Source organism: Bosea sp. 29B, assembly GCF_902506165.1.
Classification (GTDB): Bacteria; Pseudomonadota; Alphaproteobacteria; order Rhizobiales; family Beijerinckiaceae; genus Allobosea.
Genome location: NZ_LR733817.1, coordinates 5,921,583 through 5,937,896 on the forward strand (window position 1 = coordinate 5,921,583; position 16,314 = coordinate 5,937,896).

Consider the following 16,314-nt stretch of genomic DNA (forward strand, 5'->3'; position numbering starts at 1 on the left):
GCCCCACTCCCTCTCCCCCGCCCGCCTCCAGGCCGCCGTCGACTTCGCGCAGGCGCATGACTCGCCCTGGCCGCGCAGCATGTTCTATCCGGACGGCGCCTATGTCGGGAATCGCGAATGGGACGAGAAGGGTCCCTGGACCGAAATCGTCGGGCCGGTCGAGCCGCGCGGCGGGCCGGCCGGCGTGGTGCTGCAGGGCGGCAAGGTCGTCGCCGAATGGGGCGATGTCGAGCGCGCCGACATGACCTTCTCGATCGCCAAGAGCTATCTCTCGGTGCTGGCCGGCCTCGCCGTCGGCGACGGCCTGATCGCCGATATCGACGAGCCGGTGGGCCGGAGCGTCGACGGCCCGTATTTCTCCAGCCCGCACAATGCAGGAATCACCTGGCGCCATCTGCTCAACATGAACAGCGAATGGCAGGGCGAGATCTTCGGCAAATCCGACCAGGTTGACCATTTCAGGCAGATCGGCATTGGCGCCGACAACAGCCGGAAAGGCCAGCGCCGCGAGCTGCGCGAGCCCGGCAGCCTCTATGAATACAACGACGTCCGGGTGAACGCGCTCGGCTACGCGCTGCTGCGCCGCTTCCGCAAGCCGCTGCCGCAGGTGCTGCGCGAGCGCATTATGGGCCCGATCGGCGCCTCGCAAAGCTGGCGCTGGGAGGGCTACGAGACCTCCTGGCTCGAGATCGACGGGCAGCGCATGCAGTCGGTCCCCGGCGGCGGCCATTGGGGCGGCGGCCTCTTCATCAGCGCCCGCGACCATGCCCGCTTCGGCCAATTGATCGCGCAGAACGGCGTCTGGGAGGGGCGCGAGCTGATCCCGTCCGCATGGCTGGCGCAGTCGGTGGTGCCCTCGCCGACCCTGCCGAGTTACGGCTTCCTCTGGTGGCTGAATCGCGGCCCGGCGGCGAACCCCAAGCTGCCGGCGCGTTCCTTCAGCGCCCAGGGCGCCGGCAACAACGTGATCTGGATCGACCCCGAGCACGACCTCGTCGTCGTGCTGCGCTGGATCGACAAGGCCGCGATCGACGGATTCCTGGAGCGGCTGGTCGCGGCGGTGGAATGAAGGGTCCCCTTCTCCCCTCGGGGAGAAGGTCCCGGCAGGGGGATGAGGGCGGACCGACTGGGTGAGCCATCCTTCCCTCATCCGTCAGCGCTCCGCGCTGCCACCTTCTCCCCCGAGGGGAGAAGGGTTCTCCGCCCATGCGTCCGACGTAGAGCCTCCTGCCGCGCCCACCCTTGTCCCCACCTCCCTCCTCAGCCCATAAGCCGCCTTGCTCACCGCAAGGCCTCACCTCGTGCCCAATCCCACCTCCCCTCGCCTCGCCGTCGGCTTTTCCTGCGGCATCCTCGCCTCGGTCATCTGGGGCGTGCAGGCGGTGGTCTCGCGGCAATCGGTGACGGACGGGCTCTCGGCCGGCGACGTCACCATCCTGCGCTTCCTCGCCGCCTCGCTGGTGCTGCTGCCCTTCGCACTGAAGCGGCTGAAACCGTTCCCGGTCGGCCGGCTTGGCTGGAAGCGGGCGCTGATCCTCACCGCTTTGGTCGGGCCGAGCTACAGCCTGTTCCTGGTCGGCGGCGCCCATTTCGCCCCGGCGCTGCACTCCTCGGTGATCACGCCCGGGCTGATCCCGGTCGCGACAGCGCTGGTCGCCGTCCTCGTGCTCGGCGACCGCATCAGCCCGCTGCGGGTCATCGGACTCGCCATCATCGTCGCCGGGGTCGCGGTCTTCTCCTTCGAGGCGATGGCGAACACCCCGACGCGGGAGGGCGCCTGGATCGGCGACCTGCTCTTCGTCCTGATCGCCCTGCTCTGGTCGACATTCGGCCTGCTCGCCCGGCGTTGGGGCGCGGACGCGGTCGAGGTCACCATGGCGACCTGCCTGCTCTCGCTGCCGCTCCTGCCGCTGCTGGCGCTGGTCCAGCCGATCCATCTGCTGCAGGTGGCGCCGCAGGCGATCGCGTTGCAGGCCTTCTATCAGGGCGTGCTGGTCGGCGCGGGCGCGCTCTTCCTCTACACCCAGTCCGTCGCCATCCTCGGCGCCGGCCGGGCGGCGCTGTTCCTGCCGCTGGTGCCGGTGATCACGGCATTGGCCGGCGCGATCCTGCTCGGCGAGCAGGCTTCGACGCTGGAGATCGCCGGCATGGCGCTCGCCGTCATCGGCATGGTGGTGGCGCTGAAGGCGCCGAGCAGCGCTTGAACCAATTGCAGCCCTCATCCTGAGGAGCCGCGAAGCGGCGTCTCGAAGGATGCTCCAGATGGTTCCCGAGCTTCCTGGAACATCCTTCGAGACGCGCTCTGCGAGCGCTCCTCAGGATGAGGGCTGAGGAGACCCTCAGCCCTTGTGGTCCTTGGCGATCGGCTCGACATAGGCAAGGCCCATGTCCCAGGGGAAGTAGATCCAGGTGTCCTGGCTGACCTCGGTGACGAAGGTGTCGACCACCGGCACACCGGCCGGCTTGGCGTAGACCGTGGCGAAATGGGCGTTCGGCAGCATCTCGCGCACGATGCGGGCGGTCTTGCCGGTATCGGTCAGGTCGTCGACGACGAGAACGCCCTTGCCCTTGCCGTCGCCGATGGCGCGGATCGAGGGGGCGATCTCCTTCATCACCTTGAGCTCCGACTGGTTCTTGTAGTCGTGATAGCTCGCGATGCAGACCGTCTCGATCATGCGCAGGCCGAGCTCGCGGCAGATGATCGCCGCCGGCACGAGCCCGCCGCGGGTGATGCAGACCATCGCCTCGAACGGACCGGCATCGGCAAGGCGCCAGGCGAGAGCCCGGGCGTCGCGGTGGAACTGGTCCCAGGAAACGGGGAAGGCCTTGTTGGCGGAAGCGTCGGCCATGGCTGGTCCTGCGGCAGGCTGGAAAATAGCCTTTCCGCAAAGCGCATCCGGAGGACGCTGGCAAGAGCCACGCGGCGAGAATCCCGCCGCGCAGCGCTTTAATCGCCTAGAACTCGGCCCAGCCGTCGTCGCCCCGACCGCCGGCCACCCTGGCGCGGGGCAGCGGCATGGGCCTGGCTGGCGCGGCTGCGGCCTTCATCACCGGCAGGACCGCGCGCAAATCCGCCGCCAGTCGCGCAGACTGGTCGCTGCCACCGAGCCGGAAGGCGCCGACCAACGCCGCCAGCGCCTGCGTCTCGCCCTGCAGACCGCGCGACAGCTTCGAGCTGGCGTCGGCCATCAGCGAGTTGCGCTGGGTGATCTCGTCCATATGGGCGACGGTCTTGGCCATTTCCTCGACGCCATTGGCCTGCTCGGTCGCCGCGCTCGAGATTTCGGCGATGGTGCCGGCGACCCGGTTGGCCGCGTCGACGATCTCATCGAGCGTGCGGCCGGCGTCCTTGACGAGCTGGACGCCGGAGCGGACCTGCTCGCTCGAATTGGCGATCAGCGACTTGATGCCGTTGGCGGATTCGCTGGAGCGGCCGGCGAGCGCCCTGACCTCCGAGGCGACGACCGCAAAGCCCCGCCCGGCATCGCCGGCGCGGGCCGCCTCGACCGCGGCGTTGAGCGCGAGCAGGTTGGTCTGGAACGAGATCTCGTCGATCATCGAGATGATGTCGGCGATCGAGGTCGAGGCCTGCTCGATCCGCCCCATCGCCGCCACCGCATCGGTGACGATCGCCCCGCCGCGCGAGGCGACGGTCTTCGCCTCGTCACCGAGCGCCGCCGCCTGGCGCGAATTGCCGGCGCTGGTCTTGATCGAGGCGGCGAGCTCCTCGGTCGTCGCCGCCGTCTGCTGCAGGCTCGCCGCCTGGGACTCGGCGCGCTCGGCGAGCTCGACGCTCTCGCTCGCCATCTTGTCGGCCGCGGCGCCGACCTTGCCGGAGATCATGCCGACGGCGCTGATCATCTCGGCCATGGTCTCGATCAGTTCGTTGATGCCGCTGCACAGGACCGCGACCTCGCCTTCCTTGCCGGCCATGTCGATGCGTGTCGTCAGGTCCTTGTCCTTGGCCCGGCCGATCACGCTCTGCGCCTCGCCCACCGCCTTGGCGAGCTGGCGCGCCGCCTTCTGCTCGGTGATGTCGGTGGCATATTTCACCACCTTGGTCGGCCGCCCCTTGGCGTCCATGATCGGGTTGTAGCTCGCCTGGATCCAGACTTCGCGACCACCCTTGCCGAAGCGCTGGTACTGGCCGGAATCATATTCGCCGCGGCCGAGCTTTTCCCAGAAGGCGCGGTATTCCGGCGAGCTGCGATAGGCGGCTTCGCAGAACATCGCGTGATGCTTGCCCTTGATCTCGCCGAGCGAATAGCCGGTGACGGCGAGGAAGTTCTCGTTGGCGTCGAGGATATGGCCGTCGAGCGTGAATTCAATCACCGCCATCGCCTTGCGGATCGCCGAGACCTGCCCGGCCATGTCGGCTTCCCGGTTCTTTTGGTCGGTGATCACTGTCGCGAACTTGACCACCTTGATCGGCTTGCCGCTGGAATCGAGGACTGGATTGTAGCTCGCCTCGATCCAGAACTCGTTGCCGTCGGCGGCGACACGCAGGAATTGCCGCGCATCGTACTCCCCCTGCCGCAGTCGCTCCCAGAACGCCTTGTATTCGGCACTCTGCGCCTCGTCCTTCGGCACGAACATGCTGTGATGGCGCCCCCGCACCTGCTCCAGCGTGTAGCCGACCGTCTTGAGGAAATTCTCGTTGGCATCGAGGATCGTGCCATCGAGCTTGAAACTGATCACCGCCATGGCGCGATTCAGCGCCGCCATCTCGCCTTCAAGCTCGCGGCGCGAAGCGCCGCCCGCAAATGGATTTAGCCGCATGCCCTTGCCCCGCACTCAGCCCCTCGCGGACTCCTGATCCGCAAGAACAGAATGGATGAGAATGGTTTACGACCCGCTAAGCCGAAGATCGAACAACAGTCTAAATCGTTGTTTCGTTTGCATTCGCTCAAAAATCTTCTGGCAAATGTTACAATACTCGCCAGCCCAATAAATGAAGCAAAAACGAATACATCTCAATCTATAATCAATCTAACCTTGTTATAAGACACATCGGGCAAGGATGATCCTCGCCATGCTCTTAGGGTCACCATCCAGTTGTTCAGAGTCTCGAACCAGTTAAACTTTGAACGGCGTTAGAAATCCAGACTTGATCAATCTAAGGTTGTAAAGACTGAAAAATACACCCTAGACACCCAGGCGCCGGCGCTCCGCCTCGACCATCGCCTTCACAGCCGCCGTCGTCAGCGCCAGCTTCTCCGGATCGCGCGAGCGGATGACGATGTTGGTGTCCGGGCCGGTCTCGGACCAGAACGGGTAGGAGCCGATCGAGCAGTCGCCATGGGCTTTGGCGATCTCGGCGAGCGGCGTGCCGATATCGCCTTCGCGCAGGCCCGCCTGCACCGTCTCCGACAGGATCTTGGCGCCGGTCTTCAGCGTCGGCCCGACGACATCGAGCATCGCCTGCATGATCGCCGGCACGCCGGCCATGACATGGACGTTGCCGATCCTGAAGCCCGGCGCCTTCGACACCGAATTGGCGATGAGGTCGGCCCCCGCCGGAATGCGCGTCATCCGCATCCTGGCCTCGTTGAGCTGGTCCTTGGGGAAACGCTCCAGCAGCATGTCGATCGCGCGCTGGTCGTAGTCGATCGGCACGCCGAAGGCGGTGGCGACCGCGTCGGCGGTGATGTCGTCATGGGTCGGGCCGATGCCGCCGGTGGTGAAGACATAGGTGTAGCGCGAGCGCAGCGCGTTCAGCGCCGAGACGATCTCGTCGGTCAGGTCGGGCACGACGCGGACCTCGCGCAGCTCGATGCCGATATTGGTCAGATACTCGGCGATGTAGCCGATGTTCTTGTCCTTGGTCCGCCCCGACAGGATCTCGTCGCCGATCACCAGGATCGCGGCGGTGACCACGGGTTGGAAGGCGGGCGATGGCGCTGCCGTCATGGGCTTGTCCCTGCTGTTCGATTTCGCCGCATGCGTGCCCCGATAGGCCAGCGAGCTAAGCCGCTTGCGCGCAAGTGCTCAAGCGTCATGCCAGTCGGGGCGGCTATGCGCGCGCGGCGCAGCGGGTCACGAGGTCGTGCGCTCGTAGACCAGGTTGAGCCGGGTCTGGGCGATCAGCCGGTAGCCCTTGCTCTCCAGCAGGGCCGGCAGGTCGGCCTGCCAGCGGCCGCGCGAATCCTCGACGATGACGAAGCCGGGCCAGAGCGCCTCGGGCGCGTCACGCAGGAAGGGTTCGAGGATCAGGTCCTCGGCGCCCTCGACATCGAGCTTGATCGCATCGATCCGCTCATAGCCCTCGCTTTGCACCAAAGCGAGCAGGGTCGTCGCCGGCACGCGCACCGAGTTCGCATTGCTGGAGCGCAGGATGCGCACGCTCGATTCGCCCTTGTTGGCGGGGTCGAGGAAGAGCGTCAGCTCGCCCGGCTTGTCGGCGAGCGCGCAGGCGATCGCCTTGACCGTGCCGAACGGGTTCTGGGCGATGTTATAGGTCAGCCGCGCGAAGATGTCGGGCTGCGGCTCGACCGCGAGGATACGCGCGCCCCGCCCCGCCCGCGCCGCGACGAACAGCGAATAGGCGCCGATATTGGCGCCGACATCGATGAAGCTGAAACCGTCGCGGATGCGCGAGGCCAAGAGCTCGCGCTCCTGGGCATCGAAATATTGCGGCGTGAACAGCACCCGCTTCTCGCAGACATTGCCCTCGGGGTGGAGCCGCATCTGGGCACCGAGCGCCTCGATGTCGACGGGCTGGCCCTTGAGCCGGTTGAGCCCGAGGCGGCGCAGCGCGAAGGCGAGCTTGCGGCCGAGGAAGGAGCCGGAAGCGCAGCGCGTCCAGCCGATGATGCGGGCGATGAGCCCCTGCGGCGCGAAAGTGCCGAAAGGCTGGTCCTCGACCGACCTGATCTCATTGAGTGCCATCGGCGGGCTGATACACCTCGCCGGCCTTTCGCGCCAGCCGGATGACGGTGGGCCGTCGCAGACGACAGCCGAGCTTGCGCCTTGCGACATTCTGGGGGCTGATGAAGCCGCGCGCGCATCGCACTGCGAGAGCCCGTCGCATCGGAGAACCACCATGCTCGGATTCGTCGCTGGCCTGGTCGCCGTTTTCGCTCTGATCCTGCCCGCGCAGGCCCAGGTCGACCCGTTCCCCACCGACTTCAAGACGCAGGAGATCGCCACCAACGGCACGACACTGCATGTCCGCATCGGCGGCAACGGGCCGGCCGTCGTGTTGCTGCACGGCTATGGCGAGACCGGCGACATGTGGGCGCCGATGGCGGCCGACCTCGCGCGCGAGCGCACCGTGATCGTACCTGACCTGCGCGGCATGGGGCTCTCTGCCCAGCCCTCCGGCGGCTTCGACAAGAAGAACCAGGCACACGACATCGCCGGCGTCCTCGACAAGCTCGGCATCGCCAAGGCCGACCTCGTGACCCATGACATCGGCAACATGGTCGGCTTCGCCCTTGCCGCCCAGTATCGCGACCGCATCTCTCGCTTCGTCCTGATCGATGCGCCGGTCCCCGGTGTCGGCCCCTGGGAGGAAATCCTCAAGAATCCGCTGCTCTGGCACTTCCGTTTCGGCGGGCCGGACATGGAGCGCCTGGTCGCCGGGCGCGAGCGCATCTATCTCGATCGCTTCTGGAACGAGTTTTCCGCGACCCCGAGCCGCTTCAGCGAGGCGGCGCGCCAGCATTATGCGGCTCTTTACGCCCGCCCAGGCGCTATGCACTCCGGCTTCGCGCAGTTCGCGGCTTTCGACCAGGACGCGATCGACAACAAGGCCTTCCTCGCGCAGCAGGGCAAACTCGCGATGCCGATACTGGCACTGGGTGGCGAGAAGTCGTTCGGGCTGACCATGGCCGTGGTGATGCGATTTGCCGCGACAGATGTCAGCGAAGGCATCGTCCCGGATTCCGGCCACTGGATCATGGAGGAAAATCCGAAGGCGACCGTCGCAGCAGTTCGCAGCTTCCTCATCCGCGCACCCTGAGCGTCGCTGTCGCCGGAGCGAGCCGGCTCGGTCGGCGGCGCTTGCACCGCTACCCAAACCCAATAAATAAGGAGATCAAGGAGCGGCCTTACGGAATGACCCTGAACGAATCGATCTCGCGCGGGCGGCGCGACCCCGCCATCAAGCTGCATGGGCCTGAAGCCTTCGCGGCGATGCGCAAGGCCGGGCAGCTGACCGCGCGTGGCCTCGACATGCTCGCCGGCGAGGTCAAGCCCGGTGTCACCACCCAGCGCCTCGACGATCTCGCCTTCCAGTTTGCCATGGACAATTCAGCCTATCCGGCGACGCTGTTCTATCGCGGCTACACCAAGTCGATCTGCACCTCGATCAACCACGTCGTCTGCCACGGCATCCCCGACGACAAGCCGATGCGCGAGGGCGACATCGTCAACATCGACTACACGCTGATCGTCGATGGCTGGCATGGCGATTCCAGCCGGATGTTTGCGGTCGGCGACATCCCGCGCAAGGCCGAGCGGCTGGTCGAGATCACCTATGAGAGCCTGCTGCGCGGCATCCGCGCCACGCGCCCGGGTGCGACCACCGGCGATATCGGCTTTGCCATCCAGCGCTATGCCGAGGGCGAGCGCTGCTCGGTGGTCCGCGATTTCTGCGGCCACGGCCTCGGCCAGGTCTTCCACGACGCGCCGAACATCCTGCACTATGGCAGCCCCGGCGAAGGCGTCGAGCTCAAGCCCGGCATGCTCTTCACCATCGAGCCGATGATCAATCTCGGCAAGGCGAGCGTGAAGGTGCTCTCCGACGGCTGGACGGCGGTGACCCGCGATCGCTCGCTCTCGGCCCAGTTCGAGCACACGGTCGGCGTGACCGATACGGGCTGCGAGATCTTCACGCTCTCGCCCGCCGGCCTCGACAACCCGCTCGCGCCGCGCCCATGAAGAACGGCGGCAACGGCAAACCAGCCCCGCTTGCCGCCGCCCCGGACGACGTCCCGCCACATCATCTCGGCCACCGCGAACGCTTGCGCCAGCGCTTCCTCGAAGCCGGCGACGCCGCTTTGCCCGACTACGAACTGCTCGAGCTGCTGCTCTTCCGCTCGATCCCGCAGCGTGACGTCAAGCCGCTCGCCAAGCAGCTGATCCAGCATTTCGGCTCCTTCGCCGAGGTGATCGGCGCGCCGGTCTCACGGCTGAGGGAGGTCAAGGGCGTCGGCGAGAGCGTCGCGCTCGATCTCAAGATCGTCGAGGCGGCGCTGAAGCGGACGATGAAGGGCCAGGTCGCCAAGAAGCCGTTGCTCTCCTCCTGGTCCTCGGTCATCGATTATTGCCGCCTCGCCATGGCCTTCGCCGAGCGCGAGCAGTTCCGCATCCTCTTCCTCGACAAGAAGAACGCGCTGATCGCCGACGAGGTGCAGCAAACCGGCACAGTCGACCACACCCCGGTCTACCCGCGCGAGGTGATGCGCCGGGCGCTGGAGCTCTCGGCGACCGCACTGATCCTGGTCCACAACCACCCGTCCGGCGACCCGACCCCATCCGGCGCCGACATGCGCATGACCCGCGAGCTGGTCGATATCGCCAAGCCGCTCGGCATCGCGATCCACGACCACATCATCGTCGGCCGCGACGGCCATGCCAGCTTCAAGGGGCTGGGGCTGATCTGACGCCGCTCACGGGCACAAAACGCCGGGCAGCGTCATGGCCGGCCTTGAGCCCGCTATCTCGGGCCGAAAGAGGTTCCTGCCCGAGAATGACGAGAGCTGTCACACCTCCCGCATCGCGATGCCGAACTCGCCCAGCCCCCGCATCGCTGTCACTGCGCCGTGATGCCTATCTTCTTGATCAGCGCGCCCCAGCGCTCGGTTTCGGCTCGCACGAAGGCGTCGAGCTCCTCCGGCGTCGAATGCGTCAGCTCGATCGAACTCATGCGCTTGCCAACATCCGGCGAGGCCATGATGCGTTTCAGTTCGGCGTTGAGCTTGGCGATGATCGGCTTTGGCGTCGCCGCCGGCGCGAACAGGCCGTACCATTCGGTGACGACGACGTCGAAGCCCTGCTCGGCGAAGGTCGGCGTCTCCTTCATCGAGGGATAACGCTCAGCCGACGAGATCGCGAGCGCTTTGACCTGGCCCGCACGATATTGTTCATAAGCTTGGCCGACGGTGCCAAATTGCAAGGCGAGATGACCGGCGATGAGATCGTTCAACGCCGGCGCGCCGCCGCGATAGAGCACATGCGTCATCGGGGCGCCCGATGCGATCTTGAACTGTTCGGCGGTCAAATGCGTCATGGTGCCGACGCCGGCGGAACCGAAATCGACGCCTCCCTGCTTGGTCTTCGCCAGCGCGACGAGTTCGACCAGATCGTTCGCGGGCAGCGACGGCGTGGCGTATAGCACCACTGGCGTGCGCGCGAGCATGGCGATGGGCGCGAAATCGCGCTGCGCGTCATACGCGACCTTCGCATAGAGCGCCGGATTGGTGGTGAGGTTGCTCACCGTCATGAGCAGCGTGTAGCCGTCGGGCTCCGCCTTCGCCGCCGCTCCGGTGCCGACCATCGTGCTTGCGCCAGGCCGAGCCTCGACGATCACCTGCTGACCCCATCGCTCCGACAGGCTGTGCGCCACCACCCGCGCCAGCGCATCGACCGAACCGCCGGCCGGAAACGGCACGATGATCTTGATCGGACGATCCGGATATTTCTCAGACCCAGTTTGCGCGTCGGCCGCGGGAGCGAACGCAAAAAGGAAAACGCCCGCCAGCGCAGACAGCCGCCTGCATACGCGCCAAAGAAGCTGCCGCATCTCATCCTCCCAGAAGACCGCGATCTGTTGCGCATCGCCGCCGGCCAACGCCAGGCGGCCTGCCTATTGCCGCGACTACCGCAGACAATATCACTAAATAAGCAGATATTGCGAATCAGAACTGCTTATAAAGCAAATACATAAACATAAATTCGCTGAAGCAGCATTATTTGCTGGATTCAACAGCAAGCGGCGGGGCCTCCTTGCGTGTCCGCATTGGCATCGACGCATACGCGAGCCGGCTGCCGACGATCGATCGCCGCGGCCTATATGAGCTGCGCCCGCGAGGTCGGCACCGAGTGGTACGCGCTCTCGGCCGCCTTGAAGGGCAGCGAGGCGATGGAGGCGGTGCAGCGTGAGCTTACCGCCCGTTATGTCGGAATCTGGCACGATGCCTTCGCGCCGCATGCCAGCCATTTGCCAGCGGGCGAGTTGCAGTTGCGCTGCATCGGCAACCTCGGCGCGGGCGAAGCGATCTCGCTCGAATTGCTACGCAGTCAAGTCGACGAGGCGCGGGCTGCCGCCAGCCTCGCGGTCTTGATCACGGCTGCGATCGGCGCCCCGCCCGCCTTACCAGGCTGAACGCCAGCGCTATCGACCCGGGGCAAACAGCGTCCGGCCGACGGTTTCGGCCTCGGTGAGCCAACGGGCCCGCTCATCGTCGGAGCTGCCGACGACCGGCCGAAAAACATGCCGGGTATAGGTCTCCACGCCGCAATACGGCAGTACACAGCGCCCCCAGATCGCTTCGAGCGGATCACCCAACTCCTTCTCCTCGCGCTGCGCTGGAGTGTCGGAGGTGTTCAGGATGAGCGCAGTCCGGATCGCCAGCAGCCCCTCCGGCAAACCAGCCGCAGTGCTCAGGCGATAGGCTACGCCTGGAACCAGAACGCGATCCATCCAGCCCGATAAAATCGCGGGTGGCTTACCCCACCAGTTCGGATGGACGACAAGCAAGCCATCAGCAGCCGCGATATTGGACTGATGCTGTCGAACAACCGGGTCTTCGGCGCGCGCGAACGCCGTCTCGAGCGTATCGCCGATCGTGTAAGCTTCATCCGCCTTCAGACAGGGATCGAACCCTTCGGCGTAAAGATCGTGATGGATGACAACGTGTCCGGCATCCGACAGCACGGTCCGAACACGGTTCGAAATCGCATGGCAGAAACTCGACTCGCGAGGATGAGCGACCAGGGACAGAATGCGCATAATCGACAACGACTACACCGCACCGGAGTCCGCAAGGACATTGCTGATCTCCGGAACCCGGATCGCGCCCGCAGTCTGCCGTCCTGTTCGATTGGGCTCGGCTGCGCTCCGGGCCAGACGGCCGCGCGCCGTCACCTGCCCAAGAATGAGGCAAGCCCAGCCAAAGTGCTTGGCAAAGAACCCCTTTCCGAACGCGAGCGAATGCGCATAGGCTACCCCAAACAGGGGAAGACGGCTGCATGGTCGCATTCGACGAGATGACAGGGGGAGAAGGCGGCCTGCGGGCGGCCTATGGCGAACTCGATCGCTGGCTGAAGGAGGCGCCGCCCGAGATGCTGGCGCTGCGCCGCTCACAGGCCGAGCTGTTCTTTCGCCGGATCGGCATCACCTTTGCCGTCTATGGCGACGAGGAATCGACCGAGCGCCTGATCCCCTTCGACATCATCCCGCGCGTGCTGACCAAGCCGGAATGGACAAAGCTGGAGAAGGGCCTGCGCCAGCGCGTCACCGCGCTCAACATGTTCCTGGCCGACGTCTACGGGAAGAAGGAGTGCCTGAAGGCCGGGATCATCCCGCCGGAGCTAGTCTATCGCAACGCCTGCTACCAGCTGCAGATGGTCGATTTCCAGGTGCCGCACGGCATCTACTGCCACATCGCCGGCATCGACATCGTCCGCGTCGACGCCGACACCTTCTATGTGCTCGAAGACAATGCCCGCACGCCGTCGGGCGTCTCCTATATGATGGAGAATCGCGAGGTGATGCTCCGGCTCTTCCCGGAGCTCTTCGCCACGCACCGCGTCGCGCCGGTCGACAATTACCCCGACCAGTTGCTGGCGACCTTGCGCTCGGTCGCCCCGCGCTCGGCCTCTTCCGATCCGACGATCTGCCTGCTGACCCCCGGCCAGTACAATTCGGCCTTCTACGAACACTCCTTCCTGGCCGACAAGCTCGGCGTCGAACTGGTCGAAGGCTCGGACCTGCTAGTCAAGGACGACGTCGTCTACATGCGCACGACGCAGGGTCCCAAGCGCGTCGACGTGATTTACCGCCGCATCGACGACGACTTCATCGACCCGCTGGTCTTCCGCAGCGACTCGATACTCGGCGTGCCCGGCATCATCGGCGCCTACAAGGCCGGCAACGTCACGCTCGCGAATGCGGTCGGCACCGGCGTCGCCGACGACAAGGCGGTCTACAGCTACATGCCGGAAATCGTGAAGTTCTTCACCGGCGAGGAGCCGATCCTGAAGAACGTCCCGACCTATCGCTGCCGCGAGCGCGAGGCCAACGCCTATGTGCTCGACAATCTCGAGAAGCTCGTCGTCAAGGAGGTCAACGGCTCCGGCGGCTACGGCATGCTGGTCGGCCCACACGCCAGCAAGGCGCAGCTCGAGACCTTCCGCCAGAAGCTGAAGGACCAGCCCGAGGGCTTCATCGCCCAGCCGACGCTGGCGCTCTCGACCTGCCCGACCTTCGTCGCCTCGGGCGTGGCGCCACGCCATGTCGATCTGCGCCCCTATGTCCTCTCCGGCGCCAACGGCATCTCTTGCGTCCCCGGCGGCCTGACCCGCGTCGCGCTCAAGGAGGGCTCGCTCGTGGTCAATTCCAGCCAGGGCGGCGGCACCAAGGACACCTGGGTGCTCGACGCATGACGAAGCCCGCCTTCACCCCAGTTCGCACCACCCCGGAAGCCCGGACCTGAGCATGCTTTCCCGTACAGCCGACAGTCTCTACTGGGTCTCGCGCTATGTGGAGCGGGCCGAGTACCTCGCCCGCATTCTCGATGCCACCACTCGCCTGACCAACCTGCCCTCCGCCTATGGCGGCGCCGGCACCGAATGGCAGAGCGCGGTCGCCACCGCCGGCTGCGAGGAGACCTTCGCCAAGGCCTATGGCGAGGCCAATGAGCGCAATGTCTGCGATTTCCTCAGCTTCAACCCGGACAACCCGACCTCGATCCGCAACTGCTTCGCGCTTGCCCGCTCGAACGCCCGCGCCGTCCGCACCGCGCTGACCTCGGAGATGTGGGATGCGCTCAACGGCGCCTGGCTCGAGCTCCAGCGCTTCGAGCGCAGGCGCATGGACCGCGAGGAGTTCGCCCGCTTCCTGGACTGGGTGAAGAACGTTTCACTGACCTTCGACGGCTCGGCCTACCGGACCATGCTGCGCGACGACGGCTACTGGTTCTCACGCCTCGGCGTGAACATCGAACGGGCCGACAACACCGCCCGCATCCTCGACGTGAAATACCATGTTCTCCTGCCCGAGACCGAGCAGGTCGGCGGCTCGCTCGACTATTTCCAGTGGACGACGATGCTGCGCGAGGTCTCGGCGCTGACGGCCTATCACTGGGTCTACCGCCAGGCTGTGAAGCCGACGCTGATCGCCGACCTTCTGATCCTCAACAAGCGCATGCCGCGTTCGCTGGCGAGCTGCTACGAGAACATCTCGCGCTTTCTCGACCAGATCGGCGATGCCTATAACCGGCATGGCCCAGCCCAGCGCCAGGCCCGCAAGACGCTGACCAATTTCGACAACACACCGATCGAGCAGGTACTCCAGCGCGGGCTGCACGAATTCATCGAGGACTTCATCACCGAGAACAACCGCCTCGGACACGTCATCGTCGAACAATATCTGCAGTAAGGGCTTCCCTTCCGCTCTTCAATTTGGATTGCTTGCCGCATGCGGATCCGGATTTCCCACAGCATCGCCTACTCTTATGCCGAGCCGGTGCGTCAGCTTCGGCAGGTACTGCGGCTGACGCCGCGCGATCATGAGGGCCAGCACGTCGTCTCCTGGCGGATCGCGCCCAATATCGACGGACGCCTGCATGCCGGACAGGATCCGTTTGGCAACATCACCCACGACTTCTCGGCTGAGGGCCCGATCGAAGGCTATACGATCGAGATCAACGGCCTGGTCGAGACGGTCGATCTCGCGGGCGCGGTCCGCGGCACGGTCGAGAAGGTGCCGCCGGACGTGTTCATGCGCGACACTCTCCTGACGCAAGCCAACGAGGCGGTGCGGGCGCTCGCGGGCACCGCCGCCGGCCGCGGCGGCAGCGACCTCACCAAGCTGCACGCTCTCATGGAGACGATCAACGCCGAGATTCGCTGCATCCCGACGGCCGACCATCTCGGCATCGGCGCCGCGGCCTGCGCGAAAGCCGGCGAAGGCATCCCACAGGACGTCGCCCATGTCTTCATGACCTGCGCCCGCCTGCTCGGCGCGCCGGCGCGCTATGTCTCCGGCTATGTCGCGGCCTCGGAAACCCTCCCGCATGCCGACGGCGCCCATGCCTGGGCCGAGGCCTGGCTGCCCGATTATGGCTGGATCGGTTTCGATGCCGCCAATGGGCTCTGCCCAATCGACACCCATGTGCGCGTCGCCGCCGGGCTCGACTTCGCCGACGCCGCCCCGGTGCGCGGCGCCCGTACCGGAGGCCAGGGCGAAAGCCTCCTGGTCGAGGTCAGCGCCCAGGCGGCCAAGCCCCGTTTCCAGGGACAGTAGCGGCACCACCGCATTGCCGCTGTCATGACGGCCTGATACCCAGCCTCTCGCGCGCCATGTCGGCGCGCTGCGGAGATCATCTTGACCTATTGCGCCGGCATCCTCGTCCAGGACGGGCTCGTGATGATCGCCGACACCCGCACCAATGCCGGGCTCGACGACATCTCGACTTTCCGCAAGCTGCACGTCTTCTCCTGGCCGGGCGAGCGGACGATGGCGCTCGCCACCGCCGGCAACCTCTCGGTCACGCAGTCGGTCGTCAGCCTGCTCCATGAAGGCATTTCCAATCCGGAGACGGGCGAGGTCGAGACGCTGCAGAACGCGCCCTCGATGTTCCGCGCCGCGCAGCTCGTCGGCCGCGCCGTGCGCATCGTGCGCGAGACCGATGGCGAGGCGTTGCGCGAGGCCGGTCTCAAATACGACATGTCGCTGCTGTTCGGCGGCCAGATCGTCGGCCAACCGATGCGGCTCTTCATGGTCTATTCGGCCGGCAACTTCATCGAATGCGGCATGGACGCGCCCTTTCTGCAGATCGGCGAGCACAAATACGGCAAGCCGATCCTCGACCGCGCCGTCACCTTCAAGTCGCATCTCTACGACGCGCTCAAGGTCGGGCTGATCTCGATGGATTCGACCATGCGCTCGAATCTCGGCGTCGGCCTGCCGATCGATATCATCGTGCTCCGGCGCGATGCGGCAGCGCCTGAGCTCAACCGCCGCATCGAGGCCGGCGAGCCCTATTTCCATGATCTGCGCGAGCGCTGGTCCGCCGCTCTACGCGCCGCTCATATGGCGATCCCGCGCCCGCCCTATGAGCCGACCGGCGAATAGCCTCGAGCCGG

Annotated in this window: 16 protein-coding genes; 10 read left to right on the top strand and 6 right to left on the bottom strand. The window is 65.9% G+C overall.

From position 1 onward, the window contains the following. Positions 1–1,069: serine hydrolase (locus tag GV161_RS28760; protein WP_159741850.1), on the top strand; the 1,069-nt coding region annotated here is incomplete at its 5' end. Positions 1,070–1,301: 232 nt separating this feature from the next. Further along, complete coding sequence (locus GV161_RS28765) at positions 1,302–2,204, top strand: DMT family transporter (protein ID WP_159650501.1); 903 nt, start codon at positions 1,302–1,304, stop codon at positions 2,202–2,204. 135 nt (positions 2,205–2,339) lie between these two features. Here GV161_RS28765 and gpt read toward each other — a convergent pair whose 3' ends face one another. From gpt to GV161_RS28785, 4 genes are all read right to left on the bottom strand, one after another. Next, positions 2,340–2,849 (bottom strand): xanthine phosphoribosyltransferase, encoded by a 510-nt coding sequence (gpt, locus tag GV161_RS28770; protein ID WP_152012686.1) that lies wholly within the window; start codon positions 2,847–2,849, stop codon positions 2,340–2,342. Positions 2,850–2,955: 106 nt separating this feature from the next. Further along, positions 2,956–4,779: a methyl-accepting chemotaxis protein gene (locus GV161_RS28775; RefSeq protein ID WP_152012687.1), complete on the bottom strand. Its 1,824-nt coding sequence runs from the start codon at positions 4,777–4,779 to the stop codon at positions 2,956–2,958. Positions 4,780–5,145: 366 nt separating this feature from the next. Further along, entirely contained in the window at positions 5,146–5,910 is a 765-nt protein-coding gene (locus GV161_RS28780; RefSeq protein WP_152012688.1) for a molybdopterin-binding protein, read from the bottom strand. A 126-nt stretch (positions 5,911–6,036) separates the two neighbouring features. Then, on the bottom strand, positions 6,037–6,888 hold the full coding sequence (locus GV161_RS28785) for an FkbM family methyltransferase (protein WP_152012689.1): 852 nt from the start codon (positions 6,886–6,888) through the stop codon (positions 6,037–6,039). 154 nt (positions 6,889–7,042) lie between these two features. On the opposite strand from GV161_RS28785, the gene GV161_RS28790 reads away from it, so the two are divergent. The 3 genes from GV161_RS28790 to radC all read left to right on the top strand — a co-directional run bounded on the left by GV161_RS28790 (position 7,043) and on the right by radC (position 9,608). After that, positions 7,043–7,963 carry an alpha/beta hydrolase gene (locus tag GV161_RS28790; protein ID WP_152012690.1) on the top strand — a complete coding sequence of 307 codons (921 nt, stop codon included), beginning with the start codon at positions 7,043–7,045 and terminating at the stop codon, positions 7,961–7,963. 95 nt (positions 7,964–8,058) lie between these two features. After that, positions 8,059–8,883 carry a type I methionyl aminopeptidase gene (gene map / locus GV161_RS28795; RefSeq protein WP_152012691.1) on the top strand — a complete coding sequence of 275 codons (825 nt, stop codon included), beginning with the start codon at positions 8,059–8,061 and terminating at the stop codon, positions 8,881–8,883. After that, a complete protein-coding gene (gene radC, locus GV161_RS28800; protein ID WP_152012692.1) occupies positions 8,880–9,608 on the top strand; it encodes a DNA repair protein RadC in 729 nt (242 codons plus the stop codon). Before map ends, radC begins: the two co-directional genes overlap by 4 nt. A gap of 149 nt (positions 9,609–9,757) precedes the next feature. Here radC and GV161_RS28805 read toward each other — a convergent pair whose 3' ends face one another. Next, positions 9,758–10,795: a tripartite tricarboxylate transporter substrate binding protein gene (locus GV161_RS28805; RefSeq protein ID WP_152012693.1), complete on the bottom strand. Its 1,038-nt coding sequence runs from the start codon at positions 10,793–10,795 to the stop codon at positions 9,758–9,760. Positions 10,796–10,954: 159 nt separating this feature from the next. On the opposite strand from GV161_RS28805, the gene GV161_RS28810 reads away from it, so the two are divergent. Next, entirely contained in the window at positions 10,955–11,329 is a 375-nt protein-coding gene (locus tag GV161_RS28810) for a hypothetical protein (protein WP_152012694.1), read from the top strand. Positions 11,330–11,338: 9 nt separating this feature from the next. Here GV161_RS28810 and GV161_RS28815 read toward each other — a convergent pair whose 3' ends face one another. Next, complete coding sequence (locus GV161_RS28815) at positions 11,339–11,956, bottom strand: NAD(P)H-dependent oxidoreductase (protein WP_193219515.1); 618 nt, start codon at positions 11,954–11,956, stop codon at positions 11,339–11,341. A 239-nt stretch (positions 11,957–12,195) separates the two neighbouring features. Here GV161_RS28815 and GV161_RS28820 point away from each other — a divergent pair, with 239 nt between their 5' ends. From GV161_RS28820 to GV161_RS28835, 4 genes are all read left to right on the top strand, one after another. Further along, positions 12,196–13,611: a circularly permuted type 2 ATP-grasp protein gene (locus GV161_RS28820; protein ID WP_152012695.1), complete on the top strand. Its 1,416-nt coding sequence runs from the start codon at positions 12,196–12,198 to the stop codon at positions 13,609–13,611. A gap of 52 nt (positions 13,612–13,663) precedes the next feature. Next, on the top strand, positions 13,664–14,605 hold the full coding sequence (locus tag GV161_RS28825) for an alpha-E domain-containing protein (RefSeq protein ID WP_152012696.1): 942 nt from the start codon (positions 13,664–13,666) through the stop codon (positions 14,603–14,605). Positions 14,606–14,644: 39 nt separating this feature from the next. Next, positions 14,645–15,472, top strand: coding sequence for a transglutaminase family protein (locus GV161_RS28830; protein ID WP_152012697.1), 828 nt, complete (start codon positions 14,645–14,647; stop codon positions 15,470–15,472). 81 nt (positions 15,473–15,553) lie between these two features. Beyond that, positions 15,554–16,303: a peptidase gene (locus GV161_RS28835; protein WP_152012698.1), complete on the top strand. Its 750-nt coding sequence runs from the start codon at positions 15,554–15,556 to the stop codon at positions 16,301–16,303. The last annotated feature ends 11 nt before the right edge of the window (positions 16,304–16,314 follow it).